11 protein-coding genes are annotated in these 17,391 nt (G+C 31.3%); 6 read left to right on the top strand and 5 right to left on the bottom strand.

From position 1 onward, the window contains the following. Positions 1 to 4: 4 nt before the first annotated feature. The gene (locus CHRY9293_RS10745; protein ID WP_162032977.1) at positions 5 to 4,480 is read left to right on the top strand and encodes a non-ribosomal peptide synthetase; all 4,476 of its coding nucleotides are present in this window, start codon (positions 5 to 7) and stop codon (positions 4,478 to 4,480) included. A 70-nt stretch (positions 4,481 to 4,550) separates the two neighbouring features. On the opposite strand, the gene CHRY9293_RS10740 is transcribed toward CHRY9293_RS10745, so the two are convergent. The 3 genes from CHRY9293_RS10740 to CHRY9293_RS10730 all read right to left on the bottom strand — a co-directional run bounded on the left by CHRY9293_RS10740 (position 4,551) and on the right by CHRY9293_RS10730 (position 8,230). Continuing rightward, on the bottom strand, positions 4,551 to 5,045 hold the full coding sequence (locus tag CHRY9293_RS10740) for a GNAT family N-acetyltransferase (protein WP_162032976.1): 495 nt from the start codon (positions 5,043 to 5,045) through the stop codon (positions 4,551 to 4,553). An 8-nt stretch (positions 5,046 to 5,053) separates the two neighbouring features. Beyond that, positions 5,054 to 5,632 carry a hypothetical protein gene (locus CHRY9293_RS10735; RefSeq protein ID WP_162032975.1) on the bottom strand — a complete coding sequence of 193 codons (579 nt, stop codon included), beginning with the start codon at positions 5,630 to 5,632 and terminating at the stop codon, positions 5,054 to 5,056. 192 nt (positions 5,633 to 5,824) lie between these two features. After that, positions 5,825 to 8,230: a GNAT family N-acetyltransferase gene (locus tag CHRY9293_RS10730; RefSeq protein ID WP_162032974.1), complete on the bottom strand. Its 2,406-nt coding sequence runs from the start codon at positions 8,228 to 8,230 to the stop codon at positions 5,825 to 5,827. A 467-nt stretch (positions 8,231 to 8,697) separates the two neighbouring features. On the opposite strand from CHRY9293_RS10730, the gene CHRY9293_RS10725 reads away from it, so the two are divergent. The 3 genes from CHRY9293_RS10725 to CHRY9293_RS10715 are packed head-to-tail and all read left to right on the top strand — an operon-like array spanning position 8,698 to position 10,581. Beyond that, positions 8,698 to 9,150 (top strand): hypothetical protein, encoded by a 453-nt coding sequence (locus CHRY9293_RS10725; protein ID WP_162032973.1) that lies wholly within the window; start codon positions 8,698 to 8,700, stop codon positions 9,148 to 9,150. 14 nt (positions 9,151 to 9,164) lie between these two features. Further along, a complete protein-coding gene (locus CHRY9293_RS10720; RefSeq protein WP_162032972.1) occupies positions 9,165 to 9,863 on the top strand; it encodes a hypothetical protein in 699 nt (232 codons plus the stop codon). A 4-nt stretch (positions 9,864 to 9,867) separates the two neighbouring features. Next, a complete protein-coding gene (locus CHRY9293_RS10715; RefSeq protein ID WP_162032971.1) occupies positions 9,868 to 10,581 on the top strand; it encodes a DUF1266 domain-containing protein in 714 nt (237 codons plus the stop codon). A 105-nt stretch (positions 10,582 to 10,686) separates the two neighbouring features. Here CHRY9293_RS10715 and CHRY9293_RS10710 read toward each other — a convergent pair whose 3' ends face one another. Continuing rightward, positions 10,687 to 11,553, bottom strand: coding sequence for a sigma-70 family RNA polymerase sigma factor (locus CHRY9293_RS10710; protein WP_002979276.1), 867 nt, complete (start codon positions 11,551 to 11,553; stop codon positions 10,687 to 10,689). Between the two features lie 734 nt (positions 11,554 to 12,287). Between CHRY9293_RS10710 and CHRY9293_RS10705 the strand changes: the two genes are divergently transcribed. Continuing rightward, entirely contained in the window at positions 12,288 to 15,218 is a 2,931-nt protein-coding gene (locus CHRY9293_RS10705) for a sensor histidine kinase (protein WP_162033008.1), read from the top strand. Positions 15,219 to 15,325: 107 nt separating this feature from the next. Here the strand turns inward: CHRY9293_RS10705 and CHRY9293_RS10700 are convergent, their stop codons facing one another. Further along, a complete protein-coding gene (locus CHRY9293_RS10700) occupies positions 15,326 to 16,117 on the bottom strand; it encodes a S1/P1 nuclease (protein ID WP_162032970.1) in 792 nt (263 codons plus the stop codon). 336 nt (positions 16,118 to 16,453) lie between these two features. Between CHRY9293_RS10700 and CHRY9293_RS10695 the strand changes: the two genes are divergently transcribed. Next, positions 16,454 to 17,371 (top strand): type VI secretion system baseplate subunit TssG, encoded by a 918-nt coding sequence (locus CHRY9293_RS10695; RefSeq protein ID WP_228455512.1) that lies wholly within the window; start codon positions 16,454 to 16,456, stop codon positions 17,369 to 17,371. Positions 17,372 to 17,391: the final 20 nt, after the last annotated feature.

Here is a 17,391-nt window from a genome sequence, read left to right as displayed (position 1 = left end):
ATTGTTGAGCTATGCAGGTATTCGTCAAGCAGTAGTCTTAGCTAAAGAACATAGCTCAGGGTTAAAATACTTAGTAGGCTATTATGTGTCTGATACTTCATTTAATCCTGAAGACCTATCTGTGTATTTATCAGGATTACTTCCTGAGTATATGGTCCCTTCTGTGTATGTTCATCTGGAATCACTTCCTATAGCGTTCAATAGTAAATTAGACCATAAAGCTTTACCAGAACCTAACTTCACAGGAGATAAAGAGTATGTAGCACCAACGACTATCCTTGAAAAACAATTAGCAGAGATGTATGGAGAGGTGTTAGGTCTACCAGTAGAAAGTATCGGTTTACATGATGACTTTTTCCGTTTGGGAGGGAACAGTATTATGGCTATTAAACTGATCAGTAAGATTCATCAAGGATTAGGCTTACAGGCCAGTGTAGCGATGGTGTTTAGCCATAAAACGATCTTTGGATTAGCAGGTGCACTTGAAGGTTTATCAATTGATATTGTAGAGATGATCCGTCCTATAGCGGTTCATCATCCTGAGGACCAGCTTTTATCTTTTGCTCAGGAGCGTTTATGGTTTATTGATCAGTATGAAGGAGGAAGCTCTGCGTATAATATTCCTATGGTTTTTGAATTATCATCACAAGTTGATCTTGGCATTTTAGAAGAATCTTTTAAAGTTCTTCTGTCCAGACATGATATTCTACGTACTTTGATTGTAACCAGTTCAGAGGGAGTAGGTTATCAATATGTGAGTGATCATGAGCTCAGTATTAAAGAGACTTATGTGGAGAGTTCTAAGCATTTAGAAGATCTTATATCTCAAGAAGTTAATAGAGTTTTTGATTTGTCCCAAGAACTTCCTATTTCAGTTCAAGTATTTCATGAGAAAGAAAAGACTAAAAATAATAATGAGTATATCTCTTATATTAGTATAGTCATTCATCACATTGCTTTTGATGGTTGGTCTACAGATATCTTTTTAGAAGAACTACGTGCTATCTATAGGGATTTATTATCAGGTCATCCGGTTTCTTTACCCTCGTTACATATTCAGTATAAGGATTTTGCTTTATGGCAGAGATCTTATCTTCAAGGTGAAGTATTAGATAGACAGTTGAATTATTGGAGGACTAAACTTTCTGGAGTTGAGTCTCTAAATCTTCCTTTAGATTATGCTCGTCCTTCGGTTATTTCTTATAAAGGAAATACGGTACATTTTAGTATTGCAGGTACTTTAGGTGAAGAACTTCGATTATTGTCTCGAGATTTAGGAGTGAGTTTATACAGTGTGATGCTGGGAGGATATTATTTGTTATTATCTTCTTATTCGGGACAAAAGGATATAGTACTAGGAACAGTAATAGCGAATCGTCATCATACAGGCTTAGAGGATTTGATAGGCTTCTTTGTTAATACACTTGTCCTTCGAGAAGAGATTGACTATGGAGTATCGGTAAGAGATTTTATTTTACAAGTTTCAGATTCAGTATCTCAGGCTCAGATGCATCAGGATGTTCCTTTTGAGAAATTGGTAGAAGAGTTAGGAGTAGTTCAAGATGTATCTCGTCATCCTCTATTCCAGGTGATGTTTGGTTTGCAGAGTTTTGGAAATGAAGCAAAGAGGATGTATGGAGAAGACTCTTTGTTTCAAGAATTTGAAGGAAATGTTTCGTATGATGTATCCAAGTTTGATTTAAGTGTTATGATAGATGATGGAGGAGATTCTCTGTCAGGAAGTTTTAATTATGCTCGAGGATTATTCAAGGAAAGTACGATTGATCATATGATTAAGACGTATGTATATCTCTTAGAACAGATGGTATGTCACCCAAGAGATAATAGATGTCCGTTAAAACTTGAAAATCTATCTTGGGTAAGAGAAGAAGAGTATAAAACAGATCAAATCTTCTCAAATATTGTAGATACCAATTCAGAATATGACACAACTGCTACCCTTCATGAGTTATTTGAGAGGCAAGTAGAGAAGACTCCTGATCATATAGCATTGGTGTATGAAGATGTAAAGGTAACGTATAGAGAGCTTAATGAAAGATCCAATCAGTTGGCTCATTATTTATTACAAAACTATCAAATCCAATCTGATGAATTGATAACCTTATGTTTAGAAAGGTCTGAGGAGATGTTAATTGCAATCTTAGGAGTCTTGAAATCAGGCGGAGCGTATGTTCCAATGGATCCTAATTATCCCATGGATAGAATAGAACATATTTTGGGAGATACCAAGGCTAGAATTGTAATCGTTGAAGAGAATACAAAAGACAGATTATATGAGTATAAAACAGAATCTTCAAACCTGAGTGTCATAAGTCTGAATGGTTCAGAAATGAAAGCTGAAGTGAGTACTTGTTCTACGGATAATCCAAATACTGAAGTAAGTCCGGAGGCTTTAGCTTATGTCATTTACACCAGTGGAACAACAGGCAAGCCAAAAGGAGTTATGATAGAACATAAAAATGTGGTTAATTTAATCGAGCAACAGTCTTTTATATTTAACCTGGATACAGTTCATTCTTCTTCCCATCTACAGAAAAGAGCATTATGGTATGCCAACTATGTTTTTGATGCTCATGTATGGGATGTTTATTCCGTTCTTTCGTTTGGCCATACCTTACATCTAATAAGTAAAGAAAACCAGACAGATTTAAGTTTATTACATAGATATATAGTTGAAAATAGGATCCAGATAGCCACGATCCCTCCTGTATTACTGACTAAAGAGCTAATCTTACCGTTGGATACCCTTATTGTAGCAGGAGATACTACTCATCCGGAAGTCATGGAATGTTATAGAAGAGAAGGTGTTGATGTAATCAATGCGTATGGTCCTACTGAGTCAACGGTATGTGCTACTTATCATCATTATCATGAGGATGGTAATGCTCTCAACATAGGTCAACCTATTACCAATACAACAACTTATGTACTGGATGAATATTTACGTCCCGTACCTGTGGGAGCTGTAGGAGAATTGTATATAGGAGGAGCCGGTTTATCAAGAGGGTATTTAAATCTTCTAGAGCTTACAGAGGAACGTTTTCTGGTTAATCCTTTCCAAAGCGAAGAAGAGAAGGAGATAGGTTATAATGGACGTATGTATAAGACTGGAGATTTAGTACGTTATCTTCCGGCAGGAGATTTAGAATATATAGGCAGAAATGACTTCCAGGTAAAGATCAGAGGGTATAGGATTGAGCTAGGAGAGATAGAAAGTGCTTTGTTGAGTTATGAAGGGATTAGACAAAATGTTGTGCTAGTTAATGAGCATAGTTCAGGATTAAAATATTTAGTAGGCTATTATGTATCAGATAATGCAGTTAATCATGAAGATTTATCTATGCACTTATCAGGTCTTCTTCCGGAGTATATGGTTCCTTCTGTATATGTACATTTGGAATCACTTCCTCTTACGATAAATGGTAAGTTAGATCGCAAGGCTTTACCTGAACCTAACTTCACAGGAGATAAAGAGTATATAGCACCAACGACAGCTCTTGAAAAACAATTAGCAGAGATTTATGGCGAGGTTTTAAGTTTGCCTATAGAAAATATTGGCATCCATGATGATTTCTTCCGATTGGGAGGAAACAGTATTATGGCTATCAAACTCATCAGTAAGATTAATCATCAACTAGGAGTCCAAATAAAAGTTGCTGATATTTTCCAAGGAAAAACCATTGGAAGATTATTCTCAATTATCCAAAACTCTAAACCGGAATACCAACCGCTTGTTTCTCTTAATAATGCAGATACAAAACCTAATATGTTTATGATTCATCCAGGAGGTATATGCAGTGAAGTATATCAATCACTTGCAGATCAGTTATATCAAGATTATCATTGCTATGGAGTAGATTATTATAATTTGTATCATGAAGAAAAGATAGATAACCTCAACCATTTGGCTATATATTATTTAGATCATATTGAGTTAATACAAAAGACTAGTCAGCAGGAAGAGTATATTTTATTGGGATGGTCTTTAGGAGGACAAATCGCTTTGGAAATTGCTTCTGAGTTGGAAAGTAGAGGATATAAAAACATTACAGTTTATTTATTGGATACGATTCTTAAATATTCGGATTCAGAATTGATGAAAATGAATACGTTAGCTATTTCCGATGAAGAACTATGCCAAAGATTGGAAACTCATATGAATAGTGTTCATTTTATAGATGTTAAAAATCTATTGAAAGCGGAGTTGATATTAAGTGATCAGGATATTTCTACTAAACTAAGATTTACAAAAATAATCTTATTGAAAGCAATGACTATGGAGGGAGAGCAAAATCAAATAATAAATGAGTATATCCGAAAATTGCCTTATAATAATGTAGATAAGGTATTAGCTAATCACAGTTTGTTAACAGTATATCCTGTGAATGCATCACATATCAATATTGTAAAAGAAGAACAAACGATAATAGATATTATAACAAATAATAGTGTTTGCTAAATACACATTAAAGTTAAGGCTTGGATTTTTATAATCCAAGCCTTACTTTTTACCCTTATATTTATTAAAATTATAACATAAGAATATAGTTTTCGGAAACTTTTTCAAAACCATATTTATTGAAAAAATGATGGGCTCCTTCATTATCAACACCACTTTCTAATAAAATAAAATGGATGTCCCAATTTTTTGATTCTTGAATAGCATTTTTTAGTAATGTACTACCAATAGACATTCCTCTTATAGATTGATCTAACAACATATCTTCTAACACGGCATACTGCCTAAATCCACTGTTAATTACATGAAAAACCAACATCCCTATAATATCGTGATTATTGTTTTCTGCAATAAGTATTTTTAGTTGAGTAGAAGTATTATTTTCATTATTGAACTGATCTGTGAGTATCGCTTCCAGATTCGAATTCCAATGTTTAGAATCTACGGCTCGTCCTGAGATTATTTCACTATGAGAAATATAAGAAGTAGTTTTATGGGAGATAAAGAAATTAACGAGTTCTTTAATTCTTGTATTATCTGAGAGCCACTGTACAGTATATTCCATGAATATTTTTATTTCAAATTTTTAAGTTTACTGAGAAGTTTATTTTGTTTGTTAACAAAATTTTCAAGACTATCTGTTTTTAAAGGATGGCCATTTTGATATTTTTCAATTTCTGGAAGTGTTTTTTTAATTTTAAATGCAGAATAATGACAATAAATAGTTTGACGATTATCATTGATTTGTTTAGTAAGTTCTCGATATTTTTTCTCTTTTAAAAAGTTATTATTGGAGCTGTTTTTTAATAACTTTAATAATTCTTTTTTTAGAACAGAATCATTAACTGACTTGGCTACATTCTCAGCGTCTGCATAATATTCTGAGGATTTCTTTTGTATATCTTCGTATATATCTTCTACCTCATGACTTTCTCTTTGAAGTAAAAGAATTTTTTTATCTAAATTTTTAAGATTTTCATCATTTTTAATTAACTCATAATAAATGGCATCAATCATATTCTGTCCTTTGCTATATCTTGAAGAAGATATTTTTGATTCCGCATTTTCTACGATATCATCTGCTACAGCTTCACTTTTCGCACAGGAAAAAAGCAAAAGAAAGGCTAGGGAAGAGGTAAAATTTTTTTTCATACAATTTGTTAAATCTCATAAAAATAGGGAAATATTTTAAATGTATGGATATTGGAACGTAGGTTAGCGTATTTTTCTTTAAAATGGAGATAACATGGTGATTAGAAAAATTCAAGAAATAAAAAAATAAGACTGAAGATAGACTTCAATCTTATTTTTATTAAATCAATTTATATGAAAATTTATATGAAATTATTTTTTGTATTTATGGATAGGGTTTTCCAAATCTCCAAAAAATTGTAAGCTTCCTGCAGGATCTGCCAAATTAAGCATATGTTTATTATTTTTGATCTGAATTCTATTTAAACAACTTCTTTTAAACTTTTCTTCAAATATATCAAATCGAACAAATTTTTCTTTCAAATGAGGCATTTCTTCTTGGTATGAAAATATTTTTTCTGCAACCAATTGCCAGAAATCCTCATCAGAAAATCCGGAATGTTCATAAAGAACTGCAGAAAGATATCGGAAGAAGCAATCAAAAACATCCGTGTATATTGATAATAGTTGGATATAATCCGGCATTTCTAAGCGAACTCTACTCACATTCTCAGGAAGCTCAATATCCTGATTAAATAAGGCAATTTCTTCCGAAATATCCTTCATAAATATTTTAACAGGGACATGATCTTCCATCACTAATATAAGATTTTCTCCATGTGGCATAAACACCAAATCGTACTGATAGAAGCAATGGATCATAGGCATAAGGTATACATCAAAATATTTACTTAGCCAGTTTTTGATAGAAAGCCCTGATTTTTGAATAAGCTGAGATACAAGAGCATTATCTTGATTATCAACATGTAGTAAGGAAGCCATAGTCATTATTCTTTGGTTTTCTCCTATATATTGATTAGGGCTTTCTCTCCATAAAGTGGCTAACATTTTTGTATATGGAGTATTGTTATTTCCTAAAGCTTTTTCATAATACCCACTTCTGAATCCAATAGCTGCAATTTCTTTTAAAAGGATGAAGTTTCTTTGTTTTAAATATGGGTCATCAATAAGAAGTTCTTCCAACCATTCATTTACTGCCGGAGTAGAATTCATATAATAAGGAGAAAGCCCTCTCATAAAGCCCATATTTAAGATGGAAAGAGCTGTTTTTACATAAAACTTTTGGGGATTGCTAATGTTATAAAAAGTTCGGATAGATTGTTGAGCTTTGTAATAATCCTGAGTTTCACCTAAAAGTATAATATTTTGTCTACCTATTTCTATTGCAAAGATAGTATTCATTTTATTATACCATTGCCAAGGGTGAATAGGAATGTAGTAAAAATTTTCCGGTTGTAGCTCTAGCTCAAGAAGAGTTCTGTCAAATCTCAACTTTTCAGAGGCGGAAATTTCATGTTCCAACAATTCTTCATATGACATGGATTGAATCGTCGCCATTACACATTGTTCCTTCTTTAAAGCAATCCAAATAAGCTTTATTTCATTTTGAGATTCTGGAGCGTATTTATAATAATCATCGGCATCAAAACCAATTCTACCATTATTTGCTAAAAATGTGGGATGGCCGGTCATTGAACCTTCTATACTTTGATAATCAGCATCGGCTAATGTCTGAACATTATTTTCTCTACCATAAATTTGAGCTCTACCATTCAACGTACTGATAATTTCCTCAATATATACCGGTAAAACCGTTTCTGAAAATCCTAAGTCTTCCTTAAATTCAATCATAAAATGCACAGCATCCAAAGATAATTCTTTTTCGTTCTTAGTCTTTTTTATTGATTCTTTATCGATCATCCAATGATCTAATGCCAATTTTTTTGCTTTGAATCTATAAACAATATTTTCAGGATTTATTTTCGGACAAAGTTTATAATGATGCCAATCTTGAATTATAGTCTCTAGCTCAGGAGTAATGAGCATTTCATGAGAGAATTCTGAAATTGCTTTCTGTACTATAAATGAATTTGCTTTATGCCAATTTTCTGGGGTAAGATGTTCTATTGTTTTTTGGGGAGATATAATAAGGTTTTGATTCATGGGTTGATCATGAGTATGAATCGTTTTCTCCAATGAATTAAAAAAATCTTCACGGTTACAGAATCCAAGATAAGCTTCCTTATTGGGTAATTTTATTTTTTTCTCGTAAACAAATCCTGCTTTAAAGTTGAGCTTATGTATTTTTTCATTTCTAACATCAGGTTCTACAATTATTCTGTGAATTGTATGGTCGGAAAAAATGAACTCAATAATTGTTTGGAAAATATTCCAGGTAAATGAAGGTATTTTTTCTTCGCATGGAGCTGTAAGAATATGCATTCCTTTATCCAAATCTTTTGGGGTATAAAATTGGGTGAGTTGACTTTCAATAGGATTATAGCATTCTAAAAGAAATGCAGGTTTTCCATTAAAGTATCCCATATAAATACTATTATTCTGATCTTTAATTAAAGTTTCATAAGTATCGGTAACTTCTTGAATAGTAGTATTTTGCATTTGCCAATATGCAGCATAACTTTTATTTACCCAATGATGAATAATGGATGAATGTTCTTGAAGATTGAAATGACATATTTCAAATTTACCCCATCCGGTAAATTCTTTAGAAAAAATTTTTTCGTTGATAGCTTTCATGTTTTTTGTAGGTTTCTTTTTAATATATAGCTTATTTGTTTATTTTGGCTATACAATTTATAGGTGAGTGTTTATTATATAGGATGTTATCTTTCGTTGAGAAACTGTAATTTTACCATTTGGAGATGAAGAAAGGGTAGTGATAATTTTATTTCTACGTTTGATAGATTCATATATAAAGAGAAAAATTTTTCAAAAGTATTATTTTTATTTAATCTAAGTAAAAACAAAATTGTATTTTAAGAAAATTTTAACATTCTCTTTACTTCAAATTATTGACTATTAAATAAAAAGATAAAAAACTATTCGTTACCACTTTTGTTCAACTAAAACCAAGGTATGGCAACTAAAAACGCTCTAAAAAACACTGTAAATCAACATGTTGATTTATTTTAAATTTATATTTTGTACTTTTGCAGAGTTGACCCATACTAAGGTAACGGGTTCAATTTATAAAAATACAAATTATGACTACAAAATTATTTTTAACTGCAATCATCGCATTTTGTACAATAACTTTTGCATCAGCAAAAGCGAAATTTCCAGTTTGCCTTCCTTGTGAAAAAATCCAACCAATTCAAGAATTGCCAACCGATTCTGAAATTCAGAAATTGGTGGGACAAAAAGTAAACCTCTCTTATATTAATACTGAATATGGTATTTTATGGATGTCTATTTGGAATACTAATGGGAGATACGTACTCAGCGATATTTCGAATAATACTTATTTTGAAATTGATACTCAAGAGGCTAAAATATTAAAGGAGAAACATGATTTTGATGTAACGACTGCTGAAAACCCTTTATCTTTTTGGCAAAAAATAGGAGGAAAACTTGTTTTTTTTATTTTAATAACATTGTTAATTTGGGGAAATATATCTTCAAAAAAAACTAAAAACGTAAAAACCACTAACATTTAACCAGCTAATTTTTTATGACTCCACTATTTTTAATTCCCGTAGTATTAGTTGTTGCAGGTATCATTTTTATGGTATATATGAACAAAAAACACCAATCCGTAAAATCAGAGATCGATTGGGATAGCGAAAGAAAAAAATATACTTTATACAATCAAGACGTTTTAATGCAAGATTTTCCGCAACTAAAAGAATGGATGAATGGGAAACCAATTGATGCATATACCTCTGCATCTGTACCTCAATCTACAACTAATAAAGTTCAGCATATTATCAGTGACGGTATGAAAAACGTAGCGCTTTCTACAATAGGTGTAAAACTGAGACGGATAGAAACCGAATGTTTTTGGGTATTGAGCGGTAGTGATCTGCATTTTTTCAGTACCAATACTGTTGGCGAATTAGATGAGCATATTGTTTTTGATCATTTCCGAATTGAAGAAGCAAAACTTCAATATGGAGGGATTTTAAAATCACAATTAGGAATCTATTCAAAATCTTCTGAAGAATATTTACCGAAAATACACATTATAACATTTGATATCGATGAAACTCCTGTGTCACTAGAAATTCACGACAGATTAAACTATGTGCCAGATCCAACCGACCTTTTAGACATGAAAAAACAACTAACCACAAGAGTTAAGTATCAAGTAGTGGGCGAAAAATTTGTCAAAATATTGCAAGACAAGTTTCCAAACCTACAAATAATATAGATATATGGGACTATTTTCCAAAATTTTTAATGCGTTTAAAAGTATAAGATTAAATGATAAAAATGTAGTAATAGGTCAGCAATTAGATCATCTATTGATTAGCTCAATGTATGCAGAACAACAATCTGCTTATCTTAATTCTTATGTAACAGGTCTTAGCAGCGCCAAACTAAAAACAATTTTAGAGGAATATTGGCAAATATTTGATAAAGATTGCGCCGTTGAAGTGCTTTTGGATTTGCAAAACAGAAACCAAGATGAGTATTTGGATGTGATATATAAAGCGTTTGAGGACAAAGAAAACTATGCTTCTATTTTAAAATCAAACTTACCGGGTAAAGAAGATGTTTTTAAACATTATTTAGAAATATATCGAAAATTAAACAATGTTGTCCCTGAACTGATAGAACAGAATGTAATCTTAAATTTCACAGAGATAAAAAAAATAAAAGACACTGCTTGGAATTATGGAAGAGGTGCATTTTTAGTTCGGTGTTGTTATGAGGTAGGCTATATTTCTGAAGTAGAGTTGAAGGACTATTTACAAAAATCATATACAGGACTAAAAACCTACTGCAGTACTTGGAAAGAGTATACCACCAGCTATCTTTTTGGAAGAGCAATTTGGGGAGGTTCAAATAACAGCAGAATGATACAAATTGCATACGATTTGCTAAATCATGAAAAAAGTCCCTTGAAAAATAAAACTTATTTGTAAAATGAGGTTTAATAATCATTAATACATATTCCTCAAATACAGAAGACAATAAAAAAACGAAGCTTTAATGGGCTTCGTTTTTTTATTGTACTTTTTTCGAATTATTTACTTACCTAGATAAGATTTTAAGATCTTACTTCTGGTATTGTGTTTCAATCTTTTGATTGCTTTTTCTTTAATTTGGCGAACCCTCTCTCTTGTTAGATCAAAAGTTTCTCCAATTTCTTCCAAAGTCATTGGGTGTTTTCCGTTCAATCCGAAGTATAATCTTACAAGATCAGCTTCTCTTGGCGTTAAGGTATTCAATGCTCTTTCGATTTCGATTTGAAGAGATTCAAGCATAAGATCTTTATCCGGACTTGGAGACTCTCCTGAACGTAAGACATCATAAAGATTGGAGTCTTCACCTTCTACTAAAGGAGCATCCATAGACAAATGTCTTCCGGAGTTTTTCATTGACTCTTTGATGTCTTCTTCACTCATATCAAGAACTTCAGCCAATTCTTCTGGAGAAGGTGGTCTTTCATTTTCTTGTTCTAAGTGAGCATACGCCTTGTTAATTTTGTTGATTGAACCAATTTTGTTTAATGGCAATCTTACAATTCTTGATTGTTCAGCCAAAGCTTGTAAGATCGATTGACGAATCCACCAAACTGCATAAGAAATAAATTTAAAACCTCTTGTTTCATCATACCTCTTAGCAGCTTTCATTAGCCCTAGGTTACCTTCATTAATTAAATCGGGTAAAGAAAGACCTTGGTTTTGATATTGTTTTGATACAGAAACTACGAAACGAAGGTTAGCTTTAATTAGTTTTTCTAATGCTGCTCTGTCACCAGCACGTATTCTTTGTGCTAATTCCACTTCTTCGTCTGCAGTGATCAATTCTACCTTACCAATTTCCTGCAAATACTTGTCTAATGAAGCAGTTTCCCTATTGGTAACCTGCTTAGTAATTTTTAATTGTCTCATCTATTATTATCCTCAAAAAAGAGTTTCTATATATTATACGTTTGAAAACACCAAAAGGTTACACAAGATTTAATTATTTTTTTATTTTTCTGAAATTATTATTAAAATAATTTGTAACTTAATAGGTTGTGTTGCTTAGATAGGTTTTTGGACTGTATTAAAAAAACAGAATAGGGACGTTTAAAACTCACTTTCAAAATCAAATATTCGTTGCTATCTATTATAAAAAAGAAAATTTAGCATGCTAAGCACTTTACTTATTCCAAAAAATGACTGAGCTGTCTATTTAAAAATGTGCTCATTGTTTTGGAAACTATTATTAAGAATAGTTAATCCCCATATAGAATCCTGGCTAAGTTATGGCTGTTAAATAACTGTTGGAAGGTGGAGTTTCTCCCAAAGAAGTAGCAAAAAGTCTCGAAATATCCGTAGTAATACTTTACAGATGGATTCCTGCTTCAGGATAAATGATTTAAATCACTTATAACAAGAATGTTAAGGTGTTTTAAGGATACTTTTAGTATTTTTGTATAGCTAATTTCATATTTTTGTCTTAAAATAGAGAGATAAAAGCAATTCCTTTAGTAAAGATTTATGTTTCAGTGATAACACAAATTGATTGTATGCAGGAAATATTTACCGTACTGAAAAACTTTATATTTAGATTACTATTTCTTCTGATATTTGTAAATAAAAGTTTCTACTCTCAATCTACAAACACCAAGTGGTACAATATGGACAATGGTCTGCCACAGAACAGTGTAAAAGATATTGTAAAAGATAAATATGGTTTTTTGTGGCTTTCTACAGAAAACGGATTGGTAAAATATGACGGAAACAAGTTTGAGGTTTACAATGATTTTCCTACCAAGACTCTAAATTTCGAGTATTTTAGAGGTAGTATAGAAAAAGATAGTATAATGATTTTCTGTGGCAATGAGGATTTTCCTGTTCTGATAAAAAAAAGAAAGCCTGAAATTTATTCTCGCAAAAATATACCTCCACCATTAATACTAATTAAAGACTCTGGGCATGTCGTTATTAATAAGAACATTTTTTTTTATAGAGTTCCATCTTATTTTCTACACTATGCTTTTTATTTCAAACATTCAAAATATTTCTTTTATCCACAGAAAACAGTTTTGTTGCAGGATGGTAAGTATAATAAAATAAAAATGCCGTCAGGTTTTGATAATCTAAAAGACCTTCCTAATATCTTTGCATTTGATGAAAAAATTTTCATCATTAATAAAAAAACAAAAGAAATCACAACCCTATATCGCGGAAAGCTTTCCGAACAAAGAAATAATCCATCACTATTTTTTGAAAAAGATGCAAAAATATATTGGCAGCAATTGACTAATCAGACTTTTCTCATTGTTTATAATAAAATTTATAAGGTTTCTTATAAAAATAATAGAATTGAGACTCAATTCATTACTCATTATGATAGTTTTGATACGGATCAGATTGTTTCTATTTTTTATGATGAGAAATACAAAAAGTTATACTTAGGAAGTTCCACAAAAGGACTGAACATATTACCCGTAGATAGCTTTTATACGTCAATAGATAACACAAAATATGCTGACAACGTTTATTATGCTTCTATTCCCTTTGGGAAAAGTAGTGTGATAACAGAGGGGGGTAAAATCTATAACAGATATGGTATCATCGGAAAAAAGAAATTTGAAGAAATTCCTTATAAGAGAACTTTAGTGTATGATGACCAGTTCAATATTATCTATCCAAAACGAGGCACTATATTAAGATATTTAAAATCCACACACTATGAAAGACATGATTCTATTACCTCTGATATCCCTCTAAAAACATTAAACTCATTCGGAGGTAAAATACTTGCTACTTATTACTATGATCCAACTACAAACCTTTTCCGTATTTATGATAAAAGCGGCAAAAAAGAGTTTGAACTTAAAATGAATATTGATGAAACCCCTAGTATTATTGAAAATTTCGATCCCGGATTTTATGTAATAGCTAGTTCGAAAAATATATTCTGGTTTTCCATTGATAAGAAGAAAATAACTTACACATTAACACTTAATATCGGATTAAAACAGATTCAAAAACTGGGAAATGACCTATATCTTTTAACAACATTCAAAAACGGACCTTATATTTTAAAAAATAAAAAGCTCATAAAACTTCCTTTAGATTCACAAAAAAATCTTTCCACGGCACATATCGCTCTTGAAGATTCGGCAGGAAATTTCTGGATAACTTCCAACAATGGTCTTTATAAAATCCTAAAACAAAATATTCTTGATTTTGTTGAACATAAACGTAAAAATTTGTATTATTATGTTTATACCAAAGATGATGGGTTGGTAAATAATGAATTTAACGGTACTTCCTCTCCATGTGCCAATAAATTGGAAAATGGAGAATTTGTATTTCCTTCAATGGAAGGACTTGTATTTTTTAAGCCTAATGATGTAAAATCTTATTATCCCGCCTCGATAGATCTTTATCTTGAAAGGGCAAAACTAGAAAACAAAATTGTTGAGTTTAATAACAAATTATTCCTCCCATCAGATTACAAGACGGCAGAAGTTTTTGTCGATATTCCTTATTATGGTAATCTGGAAAACATTCATCTGGAATATCTATTTGATGATGGTAAAGCCTGGAAAAAAGTTAATAACAAAACGATAAATCTTGCTGGACTTTCTTTTGGAAAACATGAGTTAACCGTTAGAATGCTCATCTCTGAGAAAGGAAATTTTGCTTATAAAAAAATCACCATTGAAGTTGAACCTAAATTTTATCAAACGATATGGTTCAATCTTTTGGTGGGAACCATTCTTATTTTATTAATTTTAGTTATTATACATTCCAGAACACGATTGTTGAAATCAAAGAATGATATTCTCAAAAAAACAGTAATTGAAAAAGCAAAAGAGCTGGATGAAAGCCTGAAAAACCTTCAGGAAAACCAGAAACTACTTTCCAACAGATCTGAATATGAAAAGAAAATCATTGAAAATATTATCCACGACATTACAACACCCATAAGATTTATTGCCTTAATTTCAAAACAACTAGCCGACACCCTAGATCCTGAAATGCAAAAAGAATATTTTGAAAGCCTGCACGCTTCTTCTAAACAGGTATACAAATACACGCTTAATCTTAAAGATTATACCCAGATCTATAAAGATGAAAAATACTATGAAGATGAATATTATTCATTATCGAATTTTGTCAATGAAAAAAAGCTTTTATTTTACGAAATTGCATTGTATAACAATACCATTATTACTAATGAAACTCATTCTGAGATTACAATCAATATCAAGAAAAGTTTCATCAATATGATTCTTCATAATCTCATTGACAATGCTGTGAAGAATACTTTCGATGGATATATTACTATTTCAGGAACTTTCAATTCGGATCAAGATGTTATTTTAGAAATAAAAGACACCGGAACTGGTATACAGGATAATGATATTGAGTATTATAACAATTTGTTCAGCATTAACGGGAAGACTTCTGATCCGATATATAAAAGCAGTCTGGGATTGTACTTGGTATCGCAGATCTCAAAAAAAATCAGGCTGGATATAACTTTCCAAAAGAACCAGCCTAAAGGGACTATTGTAAAATTAATTTTAAAACACAAAAATACTAATGAATAAAAAGATAATAATGCAGTCGACCATCCTTATAAGTATTAATAATCAAGAAAAAAGGTTCGAATATTCGAACCTTTTTTCTTATTTTAGATTGATGATTTAATGTATAATTAAAAAAGATCATTCAATAGTTTAGCAAGTCTTATTCCTCCATACAGAAGCTGTCTTTCTAATGTATCGTTGAATTTGTATTGATAATCGTATGAAAGTTTAGAACCATCAGGTGTTTGTGCATATATTTTATTGGCTATCATATGTGAATCATATAACCATCCTTCTAAGCTTCCAGATTGAATTTGCTTTACCTCTTCCTTAGTTTTAATATCTAAAAGGGTGGAGTATTCCGTATAGCTATATTTTTGAGAATCCAGTAATTTCCCATCCCAAACAGAATGTAAATTTGTTTTCTCTCCAAAATAAGTAACGTTTATTTTATTTCCTCCTAAATCTTCTGCTCTTCCTGTGTGTAGAGGTTGTGCAAGATCTCCCATAATATGAATGAGAAAAATTAATGCTGTTTTTTTATCTTTTTCGGAAGTGTTTTTATTCTTAAGTTGGGTAGATAATGTTTTAACTTGTGTATATAGGTTAGGTCCAGCTTGAGCTTTTAGATGTTGTTCGAAAGTATTGAAATCTTTTTGGGGATCAATATTTACGTAATGCCACATTGAGGCTTGCTTCCATGTCCCGGTCGTATCAGATTTTATAAAATCTGGCCAGTTAGCCCAATACGCCAAGCGTTCTTTACCCATTAATTTTCGAATCTCTCTTTTTGCTTTTCCGGAAAGATGATTTTCTGCAATTTCTGCAATAATTCTATGCCCAGTCAATCCCCAAGCATAAGAATAAATAGAGGACGCCATACATGCTAAAAGTAAAATTTTAGAATACGTACTTTTCATTATTATAATTATATTTTTACTGTACAAAGATAAGGCTCCTTCTTATAACTGATACTGAAATCTATATGGATTCTGATCATCATCGGGTTAATAAAATTTAATCCAATTTAATGATTAAATGAATTTTCTAATAGTATACAATCAATTGTTAAATTATTATTGTTAAAAACAGACTTTTTATTCAATAATTCAAACGTTCTAGCCAAGAACTCTAAAAGACTAATAAATTGTTTTTTTAGATAAATTTAGTCAAAATATTTTTTCTATCCTGAGAGATATACTAACTTTACGATCCCATAATCATGAAAGGCTATGTATGAAGATAATGTGGTAAATATGAAATACAATAAATTACAGACCGATTTTAAAGCTGAGGCGGTCGCTGTTAATTTATTGAAGTATCACCGAAAAGTAAGTGATATTTTTATCGAAAGAATAGGAATTAAAGATAGAGCCTATCTAAAGGATATTAAAAATATTTCAAGTAACTATTGGGGGTTCGATGAAGAAATTCTTACCATAGAAACGTATCGTGAGGGGATTTATGATTATCTTCCGGAAGGTTTATTCCATCCGCCTTCCTTGGGTGCTTCAAGAAGGAATATCGAAACTGTTGTTAAGGAAATTCGTAAACAAAAAAGAGTAGAAGAAGATGCTAGAAAGTTTTTTCGACCTTTTGAATTAGAAATTTTTTATGCAGAGGTCAATGCTTTAATGACAGAGATTAATTTTGATGTAGCCAATGATACAGATACATTACTTGACACAATCAATGAGCTCTGGCCACTAATAAAAATGTTGGATAGACAAAATGCTTATATTTTTATCCATATTTTACCATTTTTCCATCATATACGAGGAGATAAAGCATGGTTTGAAAAATGTATGATTGCTTTTTTACAAGTTCCGGTCAATGTTACTTTCGTTCCTAATATCATAGATGATATAGAAGATTATGATCATTCCATGTTATTAGGAAATTCACGATTAGGAGTGACGTATATTCCTAGTGGTAAGCATATGGATGGACAGAGAAATTGGGTAATAAACGTTGGGCCTATTTCTTATCAGGACATGGAAAAATATGTGCCAGAGAGTCCATTTCGAAAAATCCTTCAAGCTATATACGATTATTTTCTTCCTTTAACTGTTGATATAAAAGAAAATTTTATTACAGAAAAAAAAGAATATTCATTTAGTCTTGAAAATGATAATAAGAATGCTAACCACCTCGGTTATTCCACGTTTTTGTAACATATTAAATTGAAAAATTA

Source organism: Chryseobacterium potabilaquae, assembly GCF_902728265.1.
Lineage (GTDB): Bacteria > Bacteroidota > Bacteroidia > Flavobacteriales > Weeksellaceae > Chryseobacterium > Chryseobacterium potabilaquae.
This window is presented reverse-complemented; position numbering and strand designations above follow the sequence as displayed.